Here is a 19,398-nt window from a genome sequence, read left to right as displayed (position 1 = left end):
CATAAACGAACGATGCCAACTCATCAATCACATGGATACCCCCGGATATGCCTCCTACGCACACAGCAGATGCGCGGGTTCCAGCGAACAGCGCTACACCGTGGATTCGCAAGGAATCAGGGCATGGCGTACGACAAGGTGTACGCGTCCGACGGGGCCAAGTACGACAGGCTGCACGACATGCCGGTGCGGGCGCAGCCGGTTCGGCGACCCGGACGGCGGACCACACTCGCCAGACGGCGGCGCGGTGCCGCGCTATCGGTCGGAATGCCCGGCAGGCGCCGTACCGGTCGCAGTCTGTTGACGATGCCGTACCGGATAAACTCTCGGCCGAAAACGCAAAGCCAGCAGCCCATACACCAGTGTCATCACGGCGACGGCGAGCGCGGTGAGATTCGCCCGTTTGATGTCCTGCGTCGCGTCTGCAGGCTCGGGAATGCTTTTGGGAATATTCGCGCGCTTGCCGGTCACAAGCAAACGATGCGTGTTGATGCCGTAAGGTGTGCAGGTCATCAGTGTCACCAAGTCTTCACCTGTGCGGATGGTCAGATCCTTGATCTGCGTCGGTTCAATCGTCGTGATGCTGATCACGCGGTAACCGAGAGTCTCGTTCATGACTTTGATGTAGAAGGGATCGCCTACCTGCAATTCATCAAGCCGAGTGAACAGCGTTTTGTTGGACAGCCCACGGTGGGCGGTGAGCACGCTGTGGGTTCCGGCACCGCCGACCGGCAGGCTGGTGCCGTACAAGTGGCCGACGCCATCGTCCAGCACCGCATCGGACGTACCGTGGTAGATCGGCAGATTCACGGAGATTTTGGGGATCTGGATCGAACCGATGACGCCATGCCCGACATTGAGCAAGGAAAGATACTCCTCGTCGCGAAGCCAAGCCTCGTGCGATGAGGAAGATCGGTTGGATGTTCGGGACGACCCTTGTGACGTTGTGTCCGACGAGTTGAATGGGTCGGACGCTTCCCCGATCACCGGTTGGCCGCTTGCCGCCAACCGTCGGTTGTATGCCCGCGCTTGGGCGAACATACGCTCCGCCTTGCCGGATGGCCATCCCATGACGTGGGAGGACGCGGCATCGGCAACGCTGGATTGCTTCATCGACTCCCGTTGTTGTAAGACGAACGGTGTGAACAGCACCGCGAACGCCATCGTGAACAAGATGAACGCAGCTACGGTCGCCCGAGTGTACCGGCGCTCGGCGCGCTGGCGCGATTCCATCAACGCCGCCGCGGCACGGACATCGAAAGCGCCATCCCACGGGACGGCGGTTGGCGCGGAAGTATCGTGCTGCATCATCATTCGTCAAGGTTTAGCGATGGACCGTCGCCGATGAGCCGCTTTCCGACGCTGCGCCCGGCCCATCGATCACCGCATGCTGGGCGACCCAGCTGTGCATGGCGACGGCCGCTGCGGCGCCGGCATTGATTGAGCGGACCGAACCGAACTGGGAAATATACACGACATCGTCCGCTCGGTCGAGCGCCGCCTGGGACAGGCCGGGCCCCTCCGCGCCGAACAACAGCAGACAGCGTTCCGGGAACCGGTAGCGTTCGATCGGGACGGCGCCGGGAACGATATCAAGTGCGATGATTTTGGCCGCGGCGAGGGTTTCGAGCCGACGGGCCGAATGCTCTTGCGAACGTTGTTCGCCGGCTGTGAGTGGTCTGTGCGCGAGCGCCGCGCGGTTCTCGCGGGCATTGATACGGGCTTGTTCCGCGGCGATTTCACCGGCAATACGGTATCTCCAGGACGTTGCGAGATCAGCGATGGACGGATGATAGTCCACATGCTGGTACAGTTCGGTCATCAACGCGCCTTTGCGATTCCACTTGTGGGGGCCGACGATGTGGACGCGAGCTGCCCCGAAGGCGTTGGCGCTGCGGACTGCCGATCCGATATTGAAGTCGTGGGTCCAGTTTTCGACGGCGATTTCGAACGGGTACCGGCTGTGCATATCAAGATCCGTTCTGATCGCTTCCACGGTCCAGTACCGGTAGCGGTCCAAGACGTTGCGGCGGTCACCTTGGTCGAGCAGGTCGGTGTCATAGCGCGGGTCGTAGTTCGCCGATCCCGGGATATCCGGACGCGGCTCGCCCGGATGCTCTTGCGCCCAGGGACCGACACCGATGTCGCGGAACTGCGGTTCCCCCGATGCCTGCACTTGCTTGGTGTATTCGCTTGGTTCGTGCACCTGTTGCCTGCCTTGCTGTTATTCTGCTGTCGTTGACGTCCTGATCTTTTGCGACGGTCAGGGTCTTATGCGGCGTTCAGCTCCCGTTCATCGAACACTTGGATCAGCGGCAGGGCAGCGTGTTCCGCGGTGACGGGATTGATGACCTCGATCTGCTGGCGCTCTCCGGCGACATGGTCGGCATCCCCTACCCCGCCGATCAGCGAGGCGACGGCGAGAACCTGCGCGCCCTCATGTTCCACGATGCTGAAATCAAGGCTTAATTCGTTGCCGTTGCGCAATGTGACCAATGAGGAAGTTTGCACGTAGGATTTCTCGGACAGCCAGGCGTCGAGCAGAATCACCCGTTTACCGGCGATGGACGGCCCTTTGACCGACGGGTAGACGAAATCCATGACGAAGCCGTCGAGATCTTCGCCGCGCGAGGCGGCTGCAAGGATAACCGCGGACACCAGCGGGACCGCCGCCGCGGTGAGTGCACCGACCGCATCGAAATCATCGACACCGTAGCCTTGTTCTTCGAGGGCGTCGAGGAGCACGTGGCCGACCGTCGCCGCCGTGCGATGGTCGAACGCCACTGAGTACAGTTCGTTGAACGGTTTGCCTTTGATCGCTTGGGCGAGGACCTGCCGCAGTTGTTCGCGTGGTTCAAGCATGGCGAATGCCGTCGCGTCCTGCTCGTTGGTGTTGCCGGCGCTCTGTGCAGCGGCAGTGCGGTGGTCTGTGGATCCGGTGCGTCTGAACGTCTGATGCTCGCTGTTCTCAGTCATACTGCTACTCTACCTACGCTTCCGTACGACCACCGGCTTGACACCGGATGGCCGCCATACGGCCGCCGGACAGCCACAAACAGCCACCCAAAACCACCACGGGAACACTCCACACAAACTGTCTACACTAGAAGCCCCGTTAGCGTAGACAGTTTGTGAAGGGGAGATGTCCGCCGTATGACCGCCGGACGGCCACCGGACAGCCACAAACAACCACCCCGGGAACACTCCCCCGCACAAACTGTCTACACTAGAAGCCCCGTTAGCGTAGACAGTTTGCGAAAGGAAGACAGCCGCCGTATGGCCGCCATACGACTGCCGGACAGCCGCCGGACAGCCGCCAACAACCACCCCGGGAACACTCTCCACACAAACTGTCTACGCTAGAAGCCCTGTTAGCGTAGACAGTTTGTGAAGGGGAGATGGTCGGCCGAAGGGCTGGAGGGGCGGGGCGATGGGCTGGCAGGATAGACGGCTAGCGTTCGGAGGTGTCGGATTGCACTTCGGGGGCGGTCAGCTCGCGGACGTCTGCTTTCTCTGGTTCGATGGCGGTAACCGTGTCGATGATCTTGTTCTGGTCGATTTTCTGCAGTTTGCGTGCGGTGACCAAGACACGGGACTCCAGCGAAGACGCGAACTGGTTGTATGCGCTGACCGTTCTGGTAATGGCTGCTCCGAGCTTGTTGGCCCTGTCCCCGAGTGTCGAGAAACGCTCATAGAGTTCTCGTGACAAGTCGAACAACTCCTTGGCGTCGTCGGTCAGGCTTTGCTGCTGCCATGCGTAGGCGACCGACTTGAGCACCGCCCACAAGGTGACCGGAGACGTCAATGCGACTTTTTGCGCGAATGCGTCATCAAGCAAGGTCGGATCCGCTTGCAAGGCAGCCTGGAGCAGTGATTCATTCGGAATGAACGCGATGACGAAATCCGGCGCGGTGTCGAACGCATTCCAATACGCTTTGTTTCCCAAGGTTTTGACGTGTTCACGCAACGCTTTCGCGTGAGCGCGCAGCAGCTGGTCTCGCCGGGCGAGTTCTTCGGGGGATGCGGTGTCGGGGATGGCACAAGCCCGTTGATAATCCGCATACGGGACTTTCGCGTCGATTGGGATGCTCTTGTTCCCCGGCAGATGAATCACCATATCCGGACGCTGCGTGGCATCGCCCTCAGTCTTGACCACAACCTGCGTGTCGAAATCAACATGTTCGAGCAGACCCGCGGATTCCACGATATTACGCAGCTGCGCCTCACCCCAGGCGCCTCGGACTTTGTTGTCACGCAATGCCGCAGACAACGAACTGGTTTCCTTGTCGAGCCGCGCCTGCTGGTCCCCCAGCCCTTTGAGCTGCTCGCCCAGCGCGCCCATCTCACGCTTGCGGCCTTCTTCAATATCCGCCACCTTCCGCTGCAGGGCGTCAAGGTTCTTCTGCACAGGAGCGAGAGCGGACAACACTTTGCTTTGTTCGGCCAGAGACTTCGCCTGCTCCTGCCGCTTACGTTCCTCCTCGGCTTGGGCTCTCTCGCGCTCATGCTGGATGCGGATCTGTTCAGCCTGTTGGGCTTGGGACAGCTGGAATTTCACGAATTGCAGCTGTTCTTGCAGCCCGTCAACCTGTGCACGGAATTGCGCCGTTTGCGCAGTGAGTTCGCCAATATGCACACGCGCCGATTCCGCCTCGCCGCGAGCGCTTTCCAACTCCTGCTGGTTCGCACCCCGGGCGTCCCGCTGCCCTTTGCTCCTGCCCAGCACAAAGCCCGCCACGACCCCCAGAATCGCGACGACGATCATCAATATCAATGCCTCAACTACATGTTCGAACATATGTTCTATTCAACAGCAACGCATGGACTCAATCCGACACGTCATATGAATCCATCGGCACACGGTCGCACAACGACGCGCCCAGCCTCACCGGACCAGTCGCGACACCGCCTGAGACACCTCGTCAAGCTTGTCGTCGGCCACCTGCCCGCCCTGCTCAACCGCCTGACGCACGCAATGGTCGAGATGGTCGTCGAGCAGCACCATCGCGACCGACTTGAGTGCCGATTCGACAGCAGCTATCTGCGTCAACACGTCGATGCAGTACCGGTCATCGTCGATCATGCGACCGATCGCCCTGACCTGTCCTTCGATCCGGCGCATCCTCGTCTGGACATTGCCCTTATCTGCCGCATAACCGTTCATTGTTGCCGCCTTCCATCGATGCCATAGGTTCCGGATGCCGTTATCCCCAGGGCGGAATACTCTGGAACAGTATACCCCCATGGGGTATACGTCGTGTGTGCATCATACCGCCGACCGGAAAACACCGAACGGCACGCCCGGCAAACGCGCCGCGCCGACGGAAAACCACCACCATCCGCACAGTATGGTCATCACCGACTGCGACGATGAGAACAACCAAGGAGGAGACGTATGGGATTCGACCTGTTCACCGCAGTCATCGCGGCCGTGCTCGCCATCATATTGACCTGGCTGACGCTGCGGTTCTTCTTTGCCAAACAGCAGGGCACCGCGGCCAAGCAGGAACAAGGCATGCAAAGCGCCGATATCATCGTCAAAGGCGGGTACGAGCCGTCCCTGATCACCATGAAGCCCGGCGTGCCGATCACCTTGCATTTCGACCGTCAGGAAACCGGCGAATGCACCTCGCATGTCGTTTTCTCCGACCTCGGTCTCGACGCCATGCTGCCCGGCAACGCGCACACCGACGTACAGCTGCCGGCGCTCGCACCCGGCGACTACCCATTCGCGTGCGGCATGAACATGGTCCACGGCATGCTTCACGTCGAAGATGACGAGACCGACGAAGATGGCAACAGCAGCCGCAGTAAGACACGCCAGCACCATCGAGAAGCATCATCCGCATCCGTCAAACCCACCGCGAACGCCCAGGAGGCACTGGACAGCGAGCGCAAGGAGGCTGACGAGCGGCGCAAGGAAATCCGTCAGCTTGGCCGTCTGGTCATCATCGGCACCGCACTCACTCTGCCGATATTCATCGTGTCCATGCTCCATATGGCCGGCCATGTCTCCATGCCTGCCTGGCTGATCAATCCTTGGCTCCAAGCGGTGCTCATCACCCCGGTCATGTTCTACTGCGGCGCCCCCATCCACAAGGTCGGATGGCCGGCGCTCATCCACCGCTCCCCCGACATGAATTCACTCGTGTCGTTAGGCTCCGCCGCCGCATACCTCTACAGCCTGGTCGTTTGCGTGGCAGGCCCGGTGCTCCCGGCTGGGTCACGCGAACCGTATTTCGAATCGGTCGGCGTGGTGATCACCCTCGTGCTCGTCGGGCGTCTACTGGAAAGCAAAGCCCGCGAAGGCACCGGCGAAGCCGTCCAATCATTGATCAAACTGCGCCCCCGCAACGCCCAGACCATCAGCCCGGCAATCCTCGACCAAGGCGAGCATGCATGGCATCATCCCGACAATCAAACCACCGTCGGCATCGACGATCTCAACGTCGGCGACTTGATGGTCGTCAAGGCGGGCGAGCGCATTCCCGCTGACGGCGTGGTCGTCGCCGGCATGCTGGATATCGACGAATCGATGATCACCGGCGAATCCGCATCAGTCCACAGCGACGCCGGCGACACCGTGACCGGCGCGACCATCGCGCTCAAAGGCGAGGCCGTCATCCGCGTCAGCCAAGTGGGCGGGGACAGTGTTCTGGCGCAGATCATCGCAATGGTCGCCCGCGCCCAAGCTACGAAGGCACCGGTCCAGCAGCTCGCCGATCGCATCGCGCGGGTGTTCGTGCCGGCGGTCATCATCATCGCCATCTGGACCTTCGCAATCTGGGTATCGTTCGGCCCGCAACCGCGGCTCGCCCACGCCTTGATCGCAGCGGTCAGCGTACTGATCATCGCCTGCCCATGCGCCTTGGGACTGGCGACCCCGTTGTCTGTGACCGCAGCGACCGGATTGGGCGCCACGAACGGCGTACTGGTCACGTCGGCGAAAGCACTCGAGCAGGCACGCAATATCAGAACTGTAGTGTTCGACAAAACCGGCACCATCACGCGCGGAACCGTTGATGCGGGTGCTGATCCGGATCATCCCTCCTACACGTCAGACACCGTCAAGCCCGGTTCGCAGCAAGCGGTCGCGGCATTGCGGAAAGCCGGCGTACGCACCATCATGCTCAGCGGCGACAAAGCCGAAGTCGCCGACAATATCGCCAAACAGGTCGGCATCGATACGGTTATCGCACAAGTGCGGCCGGACGGCAAGGCATACTGGATCGAACGCCTGCAAGCGCAACGCGACACCGACGGGCGTCATGGTGAGCTGATCGCGATGGTCGGCGACGGTATCAACGACGCTCCCGCCTTGGCGCAGGCTGATCTCGGCATAGCGATCGGCACCGGCACGGATGTCGCCATGCAATCGGCGGACGTCACTCTGATGAGCGGTGATGTACGCGGCGTGTTGAAACTCATCAACCTGTCGAACGCGACCATGCGCAATATCCGCGAGAATTATGCGTGGGCGTTCGGTTACAACATCATCGGCATCCCGATTGCGGCAGGCGTACTCTACCCGTTCACCGGATGGCTGCTCAGCCCGATGGTCGCGGGACTTGCGATGGCCCTGTCCAGCGTGTGCCTGGTACTCAACGCCAACCGGCTGCGTCACGCCCATATCAGCGATGACCTGGCTGCCGGGCCTGCCGACGCTCCCGCACCAACCGCCGAACCCACCATCATCATCGATGAGCACACGACGCTGAACCAACCGGCGCCCGCCGGTCACAGCACCACCCACCCCAACGACAAGGAGAACACCATGGACATGCATCATATGGGACAGATGGCCGAAGCGAACCCCGCCGACGGCAAGACCGCGACCGACCCGGTGTGCGGCATGAGCGTCGCCGTGAACGATCAGGCGATCACCCGCACCTACAACGGCACGACCTACTACTTCTGCGGCGAGCATTGCGCCACGAACTTCAGCAAAGCGCCTGAACTGTTCCTCGAGAAGTAACTGATTCCCTCTGCTTCCGCCGATGCCGGGTTCGTGCGCGGAGTGCGTGCTCAGCGTCGGCAGAAGCAGGGCTTGGCAAAGTACCGCAAACCGCGGTGCAATATGCGAACGGCCGGCGCCCAAGCCATATTAAGGTTTGGGCGCCGGCCGTTCGCATATCATGCAACAGGTGCCGCAGCCGGCATTCAAGCTTGCGTCACTTGTCTTCCTCGACGCCTTCGACAGTCACGCCGGACAGCGGATCCTCAGGCATGTCAGTGAGTTCGAGGTGTTCGCCACCGGTCTGGTCAACAAGCACCGTGTCACCGTCATGCACCTTGCCGGCAAGCAGCAGACGCGCCAGCTGATCGCCAACCTCGGTCTGGACGAGCCTGCGCAGCGGACGAGCACCGTACGCCGGATCGTACCCGGTGTTGGCGAGCCAATCGCGAGCCGCATCCGTGACCTGCAGCGAAATCCGGCGTTCGGTAAGCCGCGCGGCCACCTGACGCACCTGCAAATCGACGATGCTGCCGAGCTCCTGACGAGTCAACGGGTGGAAGATGACCAGCTCGTCAAGGCGGTTGATGAATTCCGGCTTGAAGTGTGCGTGCACGGCATCCATCACAGCCTTCTGCTTGGCTTCCTCATCCAAATCAGGCTGCACGAGGAACTGCGATCCAAGGTTCGATGTCATGATCAGAATCGTGTTCTTGAAGTCCACGGTCCTGCCTTGACCGTCAGTCAGGCGTCCGTCGTCCAACACCTGCAACAGCAGATCGAAGACTTCCGGATTGGCCTTCTCGACCTCGTCGAACAGCACCACCGAGTACGGACGCCGACGCACAGCCTCAGTCAGCTGACCGCCTTCCTCATACCCGACGTACCCCGGAGCGGCACCGATCAGGCGGGACACGGAAGCTTTCTCCATGTACTCGCTCATATCGATGCGGACCATGGCCTTCTCGTCATCGAACAGGAAGTCGGCGAGCGCCTTGGCGAGTTCGGTCTTGCCCACGCCGGTGGGTCCCAGGAACAGGAACGATCCGGTCGGACGGTTCGGGTCGGAGATACCGGCGCGCGAGCGGCGCACCGCGTCGGAAACCGCGCGAATGGCGTCCTTCTGGCCGATGACACGCTTGCCGAGATACTCCTCCATATGCAGGAGCTTCTCGTTTTCGCCTTGCATCAGGCGGCCGACAGGAATGCCGGTCCATTCGGACACGATTTGCGCGATGGAATCCGCGTCGACCTTGTCCGGCACCATCGGGGTTTCCTCGGCACCGGTTTCCTTGGCGTCACGTTCCTCCTGCTCGGCGGCGGCGATTTCCTTCTGGATGTGCGGGATTTCGCCGTACCTGATTTCAGAGGCTTTCGCGTAGTCGCCGTCGCGTTCGCACCGTTCGGCTTCCACTTGCAGCTCGTCGAGCTTCTTGCGCAGGTCACCGACCTTGTTGTGACCGCTTTTCTCCATATTCCAGCGGGCGTTGAGACCGTTGAGCTTCTCCGTCTTGTCGGCGAGTTCCTTGTCGAGATCCGCAAGACGTTCACGCGACTTCTCGTCGAGCGCGTCAGCCTTCTTCTGCTCGGCTTTCTCGTTCTTCGGGTTGCCCAGCAGATAGGCGCGTTCCATCTTGAGCCGATCGACCTGACGCTTGAGCTCATCGATTTCCTCAGGCGAGGAGTCGAGTTCCATGCGCAGGTGCGCCGCCGCCTCATCGACCAAATCGATGGCCTTATCCGGCAGCTGGCGACCAGAAATATAGCGGTTCGACAGCTGCGCCGCGGCGACGAGCGCGTCATCGCCGATGGTCACCTTGTGATGGGCCTCATACTTGGGTGCGATGCCACGCAGGATCGCGATGGTGTCTTCGACGCTCGGCTCGCCGACGAACACCTGCTGGAAGCGGCGTTCAAGCGCCGGATCCTTTTCGATGTTCTCCCGGTATTCGTCAAGCGTGGTGGCGCCGATCAGCCGCAGTTCGCCACGCGCAAGCATCGGCTTGAGCATGTTGCCCGCATCCATCGAGCCTTCGGCGGCACCCGCACCGACGATGGTGTGAATCTCGTCGATGAAGGTGATGATCTGCCCGTTCGCGTTCTTGATTTCATTGAGTACTGCCTTGAGGCGTTCCTCGAATTCGCCGCGGTATTTCGACCCGGCGACCATGGATCCCAAGTCCAGGCTGATGAGCTTCTTGTTGCGCAGCGTGCTCGGCACGTCCCCGGCGACGATGCGTTGGGCGAGCCCTTCGACGACGGCGGTTTTGCCGACGCCCGGCTCACCGATCAGCACCGGGTTGTTCTTGGTGCGGCGGGACAGGATCTGGATGACACGGCGGATTTCCTGATCACGGCCGATCACCGGGTCGAGCTTGCCTTCCTTCGCGGCGGCGGTCAGGTCGGTCGAATACTTTTCGAGCGCCTTGTAATTGCCTTCCGCGTCCGCGCTGGTCACGTGGGCGCCACCTCGAATCTGCGGCAACGCTTTGCGCAGGGATTCCGCGGTCACTCCGTTGGCTTCGAGGATGTCCGCGGACTTGTTCGGTTTGCTCGCGGCGATGGCGATGAGCAGGTGTTCGGTGGAGATAAAGTCATCCTTGAGCTGCTTCATCTCTTGTTCGGCCTGGACGAACACCGCTTCAAGTTGACGGCTCGCCTGCGCCTGTGTGGTGCTTGAGCCGCTGGCGCTCGGCAGATTGACCAACCCGTTGCGTACAGCGGTGCCGATGGCTTTGATATCTCCCCCTGCCGTCTTGATCAGGCTTGGTACGACGCCGTTTTGCTGGCGTAGCAGCGCGTCGAGCAGGTGCAGCGTCTCGACTTGCGCGTTACCTGCGGCGGACGCGCTCTGCACGGCGTCACTGATGGCTTCCTGGGCCATATTGGTGAATTGTGCTTGCATGGTTCCTCCATTCGCGCCTGCCGGGCGGCTTCACCCGTGGGCGCTTCGTTGTCTGTGTCTGCTGTATTCAACCGATTTCATCACCGATTATTCCAAACTTGAGTCAACTCCACTCAAGTTTTGAACGTTCTTGATGATGAGCGCGGACACACCGCCTGCGCGAGACCACAACGCTGTGTTGGAACCCGCCGCCGCTACGATGGCACTGGTTGACGGAAGGAACACACCCCATGAATATCGACATCATCGCCCCCGGACGTATCAAGGAACGCTATCTGCGCGACGCAATCGACGAATATTCAAAACGCCTGTCGCGCTTCTGCAGGCTGAACATCTACGAAGTGGCAGACGAGAAAACGCCCGAACACGCGACGCCCGGCACCGACGAGCTCATCAAGCGCAAGGAGGGCGAGCGCATCGCGAAACATATCAAGGACGGCGCGTATGTGATCGCCCTTGCGATTGATGGGCAGATGCTCGGCTCGGAACGGTTCGCAGCCAAGCTCGAAGACCTCACGGTGCACGGGGTGAGCCACATCCAGTTCATCATCGGCGGGTCGCTGGGGCTCGACCCCGCCATCCTCAAGCGCGCGGACTGGAAGCTGAGCTTCTCGCCCATGACTTTCCCGCATCAGCTCATGCGCGTGATCCTGCTCGAGCAGGTCTACCGCGCGTTCAAGATCAATGCGCACGAGCCGTACCATAAGTAAGGCGCGCGGCCTAGTCCTGCTTCTCCTTGCCCGCCTCGCGGCTCTTGGCAAAGTGGAATCCCATGACGCCGAGCTCAACCAGCATGAGCACGCACAAAATCGCCGAATACACCCAGTTGCCCGACTGCAGAAGAATGCCCTGCGTGCACAGCAGGACGCATATGTTCAACAAATCCATGGCGACGGTCGCAGACACAGTGGTCTTCTTCTTGCTCATCAGATACTCCCTTTGTTGAGTTCACGGCTGCGCCGGTTCACTACGGTTGGTTCACGATGGCGGTGACGCCGCAGTCACGTGAAACGGTCTTTACGATCCGGCCGGATGACCCAATCATCTGAACACCACCAATCTACCACAGCGTCGGTTCGGGCACGGCAAGGCTGGCCAGCCAATCGAATATACTGGGACACACGGCACCCGCGCCCCGCACCGTCAACCGCTCGAGCGCATGGACCAACCGCCGTCGACGCGGATCACAGCCACACACCAGACCGCATCAGAAGGAAAGAGCCATGACCCCCATCATCAACCACATCGCCCTGTACGTCAACGACCTGGAGGCCGCGAGGGGCTTCTTCGTCACCTACCTCGGCGCCACGCCGAACAGGCTCTACCACAACCCGGTCACCGACTTCCGCTCGTACTTCCTGAGCTTCGAGGGCAGCGGCACCCGCCTCGAGATCATGACGCGCCCCGGCATGGAGGACCGCCCGAAGCCCTTCGCGCGCACCGGCTACGCGCACGTCGCCTTCAGCCTTGGCAGCGCGCAGGCCGTGGACGAGCTCACCGCGCGCCTCAAGGCCGACGGCTACGAGGTCATCAGCGGCCCGCGGACCACGGGCGACGGCTATTACGAAAGCTGCGTCATCGCCCTCGAAGGCAACCAGATCGAACTCACCGTGTGATTCCGCCATATTTCCGGCAAGTACCAGCGCAATGCGCCGGGATACACCGGGATACCGGTTGCCAAACTGAACTTGCCACTTAACTTCCCACTTGCTGACAAGCTGGCAAGTAAGTGGGAAGTTAAGTGGCAAGTTCAGACGAGGTTCATTCCAATGTCGGCTGCCCATTAAGCAACCCGCCGGCCAAACAGTCAGCCCTGCACCACAACATTACGCAGGCTGCCGATGCCCTCCACATGGACAATCGGCTCATCACCCGGCTTGAGGCTGCCGGACGCGTTCGGCGTGCCCGTCATGATCACGTCGCCCGGCAGCAGCGTGGAGAAACTTGAAATCGCCGCGATCTGCTCCGGAATGCCATGAATCAGCTTCGCGGTCGTACCACTGGCTTCGGGTACATCCTTGCCGTTGAGCGTGAACGAGATCTTCGCGTCTTTCCAGTCCAGGTCGGTCTGGATCCACGGGCCGAGCGGGCAAGCGGTATCAAAACCTTTCGCGCGTGTCCACATCGGGTCGGCGCCTTGCAGATCGCGCAGGGTCACATCGTTGACGCATGTGAAACCAAGCACATAATCCATCGCCTTTTCGACAGGCACATTCTTCGCGATTCGGCCCATAATAACCGCGACTTCCGGCTCGAAATTCATGTCATGAGAGAATGGCGGAATGACAATCGGATCGTCAGGGCCGATAACCGAGGTGCTCGGCTTGGAGAAAATCACCATATCCTCCGGCGCGTGCGCGATGTCACTATGCCCCGCCTCATGCATGAACTGGGCGTGCGCCTCATAGTTCTTCGCCAAACCGTAGATCTTTGAGGGGATCACCGGGGCGAGCAGACGCAAGCCGTCCGTGTCGAGCGGAAAACGCTCGCCGGTCGGTTCCACCGGCTGGGCGCCGAATGGGTAGCCGCTGAGCACCACGAGATAATCTTTGCCGTCCTGCTCATCCTTCTGTACGAAGGCGTATTGCGGGGTCTTGTCGTCTTTGGTGAAACGTGCGATTCTCATATCCCACATGATACAAGCCGCCATTGCCACAACCGTTACGCCGGGCGCGCATACGACGACAAGCTCGGCTGACAGGCACGGTCACACGGTAGTACGCGGTTTGCCGAGCGAACGCAGAATCCAGGCCTGCAACGGCACAGTCACGATGAAGGAGATGATGTCGGAAACCGATTGCGCGGCTTGCACACCCGGCACACCGAAAAGATGCGCAAGGATCAGCACCGCCGGAGCGAGGAACAATCCAAGCCTGCAGACCGCCACAAAGGAGGCGATGACCGTCCTGCCCATGGTCTGCTGCATCATATTGGACATCATCGCGAATCCGTTGAGAGGCACCGTGCAGCATTGGATACGCAACGCTACGGTGCCGACGGCGACCACCTGCGGATCGGATCGGAACAGGGCGATGATATCGGGGGCAAACACCGCGGCGAGCACCGCGATGACCATCAGCGCGATGGTTGACAGACGCACGCAGAACCAGTAGCCGTCCTTGACACGCCGGTACAGCCCGGCCCCGAAATTGTATCCGCACACCGGTTGGAAACCTTGCCCCAGACCGACAATGATGGAATTGATGGCAAGCATGACGCGCATCACAATCGCCATGGCGGCGATAACCGCATCGCCAAAGGGGTTGGCAGCGAGATTCACGCATGTGGTCGCAAGCGAACCGGCACCTTGTCTCAGCAACGACGGCATGCCGCCGCCGATAATCTCACGCACGAGCAGCATATCCGGCCGGCTGTTGCGCACGTCAAGTGTGACGACACCGCGACGGACGGCGAACGTGACCAGCAGGATGAAACTGATGGTCTGGCATATCGCGGTGGCGATGCCCGCGCCGGTAATGCCGAGCCTGACAACAAAAATCAAGAACGGAGCGACCAGAAAATTCAACAATGCGCCGGTGACCAGACCGATCATGCCGTATAGGGACAATCCTTGGTAGCGCAGCAGACCGTTGAGCGCGAACGATCCGCACACCATGGGAGCCGCGAGAAGAATCGGCGTGAGATATGCGATGGCATACGGTGCGATGGTCGGCGTCGAGCCGAGCGCGACCACCAGACGAGGCAAGGTGACCAGCCCGATGACGGCGAGCACGCATCCGCCCAACACCGCTCCGCAGAAGCCGACCGCAAGCAGTCGCGCGGCACGCTCGTTATTGCGTTTGCCCAGTTCCCGGCTCATGGAATTGCCGGAACCATTGCCGAAGAAGAAGCCGAACGCTTGGAATACCGTCATCACCGAGTAAGCGATGCCGATTGCGCCGGACTGCGAAGTGCCCAGACGACCGATGAAATACGTGTCAGCGAGATTGTATGCGGTGGTGACCAAGTTTGAGATGACCGCCGGGAGGCACAACGCGAGGATCAGGCCGCGAACCGGGGCGCCTGTCATACGGCGGTATTGTGCGTCAGCGCTCGCATGGCGTGGTGCGGCGTCGCCTGCGGACCCCGGCGCGGCATCAGATACCGCGCCCGGAGCCGCCGGGGACGACGACATACGCTGCCCGCGCCCATGATCTGATGAATTCCCTGTCACTCGATTCATCCTAACCGTGGGTGGTATCGGAAGACGAACGGTTTGCACACGTCCGGTGTCACCGCCGCCGACGAATCCAAACCACGCCAATCCCCTACGGTTCAGTCCCGCAAGAGAATTTCCGTCAACGCGCCGATCACCGCGTCAGGCATCCCGTTCGCCGCGAATAATCCGCCACCAAAGGCGGGTGCCGTTGTGAAGGTGCGCAAAGCGCCGATCGCACGCACGCCCTGCTCATATATCGCCTGCATGGCGTGTTCCTTGGAACCATACGGCATCTGAGCGTGCATGAGCACCTTGAGCGCATCGGACTCGATCGGGCTGTCCGCGATGCGCAGCCCTCCCTTGATCGCCATGGTCACACCCGCAGAAGACGGCACCTGAGGCACGGTGATCGACAGGCTCAACGTCTCAGTATCATAGGAGACTCCCACCCGGTCGCAGACGGTATCGTCGATGTTGACGCTGATGTCGGCAGGATTGACGTCGGCGACGCCGCGGAACACAATCGTCCAGTCGCGTCGCAATGGCACCGCGTCTGCCTTGCCCTCAACCGGGGCGATAGTGAACAGCGAACTGCAGCCATCGCCCGAGGCCATCCCGCTGGTGTCGTTCCAGTTGAACGCCATGCGCGTAGTCGCAGTGTGGCTCCCTGATTCGCCGACTGGTGCGGATTGTGCAGACGGCACAGGCAGCGCAGACGGCACGAAGACTCCATCATCCTCAATCATCGTGAAACGACCGTCCGCGCCGGGGAACACCAGCACTCGCAGGGATTGCGGATTGTCCAGGTTGTTGACGTCATCGCCATCGCCGAGCTCCTGCAACGGCACGATGCCTCCGGCTCGGGCGAACACAGGAATGCGATCGATGGCACGCCAGACCTCCAACCGTCGCCCGGACAGGTTCGAGGAACCGTAGCGACGACCATCGAAGAAGTCATACCATTCGCCTTGCGGCAACCATGCTTCGGTGCGACCGAGGCGGGCGGAATCGTCATCATCCGTGACGATCGGCGCCACCACCAGCTGCGTGCCGAAACGGAATTCATCCGGGACTTCATATGCCTGCGGATTATTCGGGTCAGCCCAATACATCGGCTCGACAAGCGGCATGCCTTCGAATGCCGCCCGGTAGTTCATGGTGTACAGGTACGGCAACATCATGTGGCGCAACCGCAGAGCGTCCACCATGGCATGCCGTACTTCAGCGGAGAAATTCCAGGGCTCTTTGCCCATGAACTGCGAGTTGCTGGAATGCAGACGATTGATCGGGCTGAACGCGCCAAGCTGATACCAGCGCGCTTCCAGATGCTCATTTCGATACCCGCACATATGTCCGCCGATATCGTGGCTCCACCATCCGTAGCCGATATTCGATGCCGTCGCGGTGAAATACGGTTGGAATTGCAACGATTTCCACGTCACGACGGTATCTCCGGAGAATCCGACCGGATACCGGTGCGATCCCGGACCCGCATAACGTGAGAAGGTCAACGGCCAGCCATGGTCACGGCCTGAATCCAGATAGTGCACGTGGTTCAGCGCCCACAACGGGTCGAGTCCGGGCTGACGGGTCGCACCGCCTTGCTGCCAGTCGAGCCACCAAAAATCAACGCCTTCGGACTCCAAGCGATGATGCATGGCAAGATATGCGCTGATGAAATCAGGATTCGTCAGGTCGAATTCCACCGCTTCTTCGGTTGTGGGATCAATGCCGACCCGTTCGGCCACTTGCCGGTAATCATCTTCAAACGCGCGCACACCGTCTCGAGGATGCACATTCAACGTGACTTTGAGCCCACGCTGGTGCAGATCGCGCAGCAACGCCTTGTGGTCGGGGAACAGTTGTCTGTTCCACGAATATCCGGTCCAGCCGGAACCGTACTCCGGGTCGATGTCGTCGACACGATGCCAGTCCATGTCGATCACCGATGTGGTGAACGGAATGTCTTCGCGTTTGAACCGGTCCATGAGCTTGAGATATTCGTCTTGGGTATACCGGTAATAGCGGCTCCACCAGTTGCCGAGCGCGAAACGCGGCAGCAGCGGCGTCGGCCCGGCAAGTCGGTAGAAGTCCTGCACTGCCTCGGTGTAGCGTCGACCATAGCCGAAGAAGTACACGTCAGTTTCCTGATGGTCTCGAGGCGTGATCCATGCGCCGAGAGGATTCGGCTTGCCGTTCACCTCATCCGTCAGTACGATCACATTCGCCGCGGAATCATCGATTACCGCCCAACCGTCTCGCGAAATAACCCCATCTCCCAGCGCGATCTCGCCATCTGCCTCGTCAAGCGTGCGCGCGGTGCCTTTGAGATTATGTTTCGGTTCGTCCCCGTAATGCCAGGTGTTGAACTGGGTGTCGGCCACGCCTTTGACGACCACGCTCAACCCCTCTTTGCTGAACGGTTTGCCGTCATATGTGATGTACAGGTCCGGGGTGTCGATGATGAGCAATCCGTTGCGATGTGTCACTGTGAATCGCGGTGCTGTGCCGAAATCACGGCTGACAACCATCTGCGTGGGATTGTCCTCGAATTCGCCGGAATCTGACCATTCGAAACGAACCAATGATTCGGTCAGGATTCCGATGCGCCAATGGTCTCCTTGCACAACCGACGCCGCGCGCATCATCGGACGCGTGGAACGCACATATGCCACGAAGACGTTGTCTTGGCCGTTAACGTTGACTGATGCTTCTGTCATGCTGCCCCTCTCACTTGCCGCTATCATCGCACCACTGATCCATCCATGCCATCAGCTTGGGAACGCTGGTTTCGTCCCATGCGGACAGACGTGGACCGTCCAGCTGCCGGTTGTACGGCTGGTCGAACACGACGACATGCTCACCGGCTTGACGAAGTGCAAGAATATTTGCAGGCGAGTCATCAATGTGGATGGTCGCGTGCATGGTGTCTTTGAGACCGGTGAAGCATAAGGACATGTAAGGGATGTGGTTGTCGTCAAGCCATTTGGCCGTATCTGACACGACGATCTGATGCTGTCCGGAGACGAACAAACGATGGGTAACGACTCTGATGTATACGTGCTCATCAGCGAGTCGCCGCAAGGCTTCGGGTGCACCTTGAATGACGGGCATCGTTGCATAGAGGTGATTCGCCTCCGCCTCTCGGTGAGCCTGTTTGTACTCTTCGACCGATTGGAACGGCCAGCCGGTTGCTGATGTCATTTCGTAATGCCGCATGTCAGGATACGTATCAGCAGCCATACGGCCCGCATGAACAAGCCACTGACGCATGGCTTCCGTGTAATCCGCACAGACGCCATCAAGATCGAGATCCATCACACGATACACATCTGTACCCGGGTGACCGACACCCGCATATGGTGATTCATACTTCGCCGGAACCATAGCATTCTCCTCAGCTGAGCCGTGACCCGTCAACATATACCTCTCATCATATGCAGTCGACACGCTGGAAACGATGATTTGAGATTTGAGGTTCAAGAAGTGGGATGCGAGATGGAACTCTCAATATGGCTATGAACGGTATAGAGGATGGCGAAAAGATGAATCCAGATGGGAAGAGCGGACGCTGGTGTTGAAATTCCACGCAGTAAGGTTGGATGCTGGTCAGATGGTCATGCCAAGGTGCATGAACAGTCAATACCGTATGTGGCGCCCGCAAGGAAAAGAGTAGATGCAGGGTGCGCGCGTGTGCGTGTGTTGTGGGTGGGTGTTCTGAAGCCTGCCGTCCAAACGCGACGTGCATGTGTGGTGTGCGCGCGTGTGCGTGTGGGTCGCGGGTTGTGTGTGTTTTGGGAGTAAAAGATGAGGGGGAGGGATGCCGTGTGGCGTCCCTCCCCCTCGTAGGTGTTGGTGCGGCGGCGTGCTACTCTCCCACATCCTTCCGGATGCAGTACCATCGCCGTGCCAGGTCTTAGCTTCCGGGTTCGGAATGGAGCCGGGCGTCTCCCCTGGGCCAAGGCCGCCGCAAATCTGTGATTATCATCCCGGGGCCCTGTGGGGTGTTCCCGGGGGATTGTGGTGGTTCGGGGACCGGATAGTGGACGCGTCTGAGGGATCGATGTGTGATGCGCGGGGTGTCTCCCCGTCATCCGAGTTGAATGCTTGTTTGTTTGTTCCTGCCCACCCTGTGGGGTGGTGTGTGTGTTGCCGTTCGACTGTTAGTACCGGTCGGCTCCACCCCTTGCGGGGCTTCCACGTCCGGCCTATCAACCACGTGTTCTGCATGGAGTCTCCAGACCCCCCGAAAGGGGGTCACGGAATCCTGATCTCGGAGCAGGCTTCCCGCTTAGATGCTTTCAGCGGTTATCCCTCCCGAACGTAGCCAACCGGCCGCGCCACTGGCGTGACGACCGGCATACCAGAGGTTCGTCCACC

At 60.3% G+C, this 19,398-nt stretch carries 14 protein-coding genes and 2 rRNA genes; 3 read left to right on the top strand and 13 right to left on the bottom strand.

Going from position 1 to position 19,398, the window contains the following annotated elements:
• Positions 1-255: 255 nt before the first annotated feature.
• The 5 genes from DSM100238_RS02730 to DSM100238_RS02710 all read right to left on the bottom strand — a co-directional run bounded on the left by DSM100238_RS02730 (position 256) and on the right by DSM100238_RS02710 (position 5,164).
• Positions 256-1,314 carry a class C sortase gene (locus tag DSM100238_RS02730; protein WP_240812310.1) on the bottom strand — a complete coding sequence of 353 codons (1,059 nt, stop codon included), beginning with the start codon at positions 1,312-1,314 and terminating at the stop codon, positions 256-258.
• Between the two features lie 10 nt (positions 1,315-1,324).
• Positions 1,325-2,206 carry a TrmH family RNA methyltransferase gene (locus DSM100238_RS02725; RefSeq protein ID WP_152355218.1) on the bottom strand — a complete coding sequence of 294 codons (882 nt, stop codon included), beginning with the start codon at positions 2,204-2,206 and terminating at the stop codon, positions 1,325-1,327.
• 65 nt (positions 2,207-2,271) lie between these two features.
• A complete protein-coding gene (locus DSM100238_RS02720; protein ID WP_152355217.1) occupies positions 2,272-2,976 on the bottom strand; it encodes a type I phosphoribosyltransferase in 705 nt (234 codons plus the stop codon).
• Between the two features lie 475 nt (positions 2,977-3,451).
• Positions 3,452-4,798: a DNA recombination protein RmuC gene (locus DSM100238_RS02715; protein WP_152355216.1), complete on the bottom strand. Its 1,347-nt coding sequence runs from the start codon at positions 4,796-4,798 to the stop codon at positions 3,452-3,454.
• A gap of 87 nt (positions 4,799-4,885) precedes the next feature.
• Positions 4,886-5,164 carry a metal-sensitive transcriptional regulator gene (locus DSM100238_RS02710; RefSeq protein WP_152355215.1) on the bottom strand — a complete coding sequence of 93 codons (279 nt, stop codon included), beginning with the start codon at positions 5,162-5,164 and terminating at the stop codon, positions 4,886-4,888.
• Between the two features lie 231 nt (positions 5,165-5,395).
• Between DSM100238_RS02710 and DSM100238_RS02705 the strand changes: the two genes are divergently transcribed.
• A complete protein-coding gene (locus DSM100238_RS02705) occupies positions 5,396-7,975 on the top strand; it encodes an HAD-IC family P-type ATPase (RefSeq protein ID WP_152355214.1) in 2,580 nt (859 codons plus the stop codon).
• A 196-nt stretch (positions 7,976-8,171) separates the two neighbouring features.
• Here DSM100238_RS02705 and clpB read toward each other — a convergent pair whose 3' ends face one another.
• Complete coding sequence (gene clpB / locus DSM100238_RS02700; protein WP_152355213.1) at positions 8,172-10,859, bottom strand: ATP-dependent chaperone ClpB; 2,688 nt, start codon at positions 10,857-10,859, stop codon at positions 8,172-8,174.
• A gap of 230 nt (positions 10,860-11,089) precedes the next feature.
• Between clpB and rlmH the strand changes: the two genes are divergently transcribed.
• On the top strand, positions 11,090-11,569 hold the full coding sequence (rlmH, locus tag DSM100238_RS02695; protein ID WP_152355212.1) for a 23S rRNA (pseudouridine(1915)-N(3))-methyltransferase RlmH: 480 nt from the start codon (positions 11,090-11,092) through the stop codon (positions 11,567-11,569).
• 10 nt (positions 11,570-11,579) lie between these two features.
• Here the strand turns inward: rlmH and DSM100238_RS02690 are convergent, their stop codons facing one another.
• Complete coding sequence (locus DSM100238_RS02690) at positions 11,580-11,786, bottom strand: hypothetical protein (protein WP_015451113.1); 207 nt, start codon at positions 11,784-11,786, stop codon at positions 11,580-11,582.
• A gap of 296 nt (positions 11,787-12,082) precedes the next feature.
• Here DSM100238_RS02690 and DSM100238_RS02685 point away from each other — a divergent pair, with 296 nt between their 5' ends.
• Positions 12,083-12,475, top strand: a complete 393-nt coding sequence (locus DSM100238_RS02685) for a VOC family protein (protein WP_152355211.1) — start codon at positions 12,083-12,085, stop codon at positions 12,473-12,475.
• Between the two features lie 191 nt (positions 12,476-12,666).
• On the opposite strand, the gene DSM100238_RS02680 is transcribed toward DSM100238_RS02685, so the two are convergent.
• The 6 genes from DSM100238_RS02680 to DSM100238_RS02655 form a co-directional block, all read right to left on the bottom strand.
• Positions 12,667-13,485 (bottom strand): fumarylacetoacetate hydrolase family protein, encoded by an 819-nt coding sequence (locus tag DSM100238_RS02680; protein WP_152355210.1) that lies wholly within the window; start codon positions 13,483-13,485, stop codon positions 12,667-12,669.
• Between the two features lie 81 nt (positions 13,486-13,566).
• Positions 13,567-14,889 carry an MATE family efflux transporter gene (locus DSM100238_RS02675; RefSeq protein ID WP_167511016.1) on the bottom strand — a complete coding sequence of 441 codons (1,323 nt, stop codon included), beginning with the start codon at positions 14,887-14,889 and terminating at the stop codon, positions 13,567-13,569.
• A 245-nt stretch (positions 14,890-15,134) separates the two neighbouring features.
• Positions 15,135-17,663 (bottom strand): glycoside hydrolase family 31 protein, encoded by a 2,529-nt coding sequence (locus DSM100238_RS02670; protein ID WP_240812320.1) that lies wholly within the window; start codon positions 17,661-17,663, stop codon positions 15,135-15,137.
• 85 nt (positions 17,664-17,748) lie between these two features.
• Entirely contained in the window at positions 17,749-18,405 is a 657-nt protein-coding gene (locus DSM100238_RS02665; protein WP_152355207.1) for a 5' nucleotidase, NT5C type, read from the bottom strand.
• Between the two features lie 468 nt (positions 18,406-18,873).
• Positions 18,874-18,990, bottom strand: a 5S ribosomal RNA gene (gene rrf / locus DSM100238_RS02660).
• A 171-nt stretch (positions 18,991-19,161) separates the two neighbouring features.
• Positions 19,162-19,398 (bottom strand): 23S ribosomal RNA (locus DSM100238_RS02655); the annotation flags it as partial.

Source organism: Bifidobacterium apri (assembly GCF_009299485.1).
Classification (GTDB): Bacteria; Actinomycetota; Actinomycetes; order Actinomycetales; family Bifidobacteriaceae; genus Bifidobacterium; species Bifidobacterium apri.
This window is presented reverse-complemented; position numbering and strand designations above follow the sequence as displayed.

Coding starts and splice junctions, on each gene's coding strand:
- DSM100238_RS02730 (WP_240812310.1), bottom strand. CDS start 1,314: ATGATGATGCAGCACGATACTTCCGCGCCAACCGCCGTCCCGTGGGAT.
- DSM100238_RS02720 (WP_152355217.1), bottom strand. CDS start 2,976: ATGACTGAGAACAGCGAGCATCAGACGTTCAGACGCACCGGATCCACA.
- DSM100238_RS02715 (WP_152355216.1), bottom strand. CDS start 4,798: ATGTTCGAACATGTAGTTGAGGCATTGATATTGATGATCGTCGTCGCG.
- DSM100238_RS02710 (WP_152355215.1), bottom strand. CDS start 5,164: ATGAACGGTTATGCGGCAGATAAGGGCAATGTCCAGACGAGGATGCGC.
- DSM100238_RS02705 (WP_152355214.1), top strand. CDS start 5,396: ATGGGATTCGACCTGTTCACCGCAGTCATCGCGGCCGTGCTCGCCATC.
- clpB (WP_152355213.1), bottom strand. CDS start 10,859: ATGCAAGCACAATTCACCAATATGGCCCAGGAAGCCATCAGTGACGCC.
- rlmH (WP_152355212.1), top strand. CDS start 11,090: ATGAATATCGACATCATCGCCCCCGGACGTATCAAGGAACGCTATCTG.
- DSM100238_RS02690 (WP_015451113.1), bottom strand. CDS start 11,786: ATGAGCAAGAAGAAGACCACTGTGTCTGCGACCGTCGCCATGGATTTG.
- DSM100238_RS02685 (WP_152355211.1), top strand. CDS start 12,083: ATGACCCCCATCATCAACCACATCGCCCTGTACGTCAACGACCTGGAG.
- DSM100238_RS02680 (WP_152355210.1), bottom strand. CDS start 13,485: ATGAGAATCGCACGTTTCACCAAAGACGACAAGACCCCGCAATACGCC.
- DSM100238_RS02675 (WP_167511016.1), bottom strand. CDS start 14,889: ATGACAGGCGCCCCGGTTCGCGGCCTGATCCTCGCGTTGTGCCTCCCG.
- DSM100238_RS02670 (WP_240812320.1), bottom strand. CDS start 17,663: ATGCGCGCGGCGTCGGTTGTGCAAGGAGACCATTGGCGCATCGGAATC.
- DSM100238_RS02665 (WP_152355207.1), bottom strand. CDS start 18,405: ATGGTTCCGGCGAAGTATGAATCACCATATGCGGGTGTCGGTCACCCG.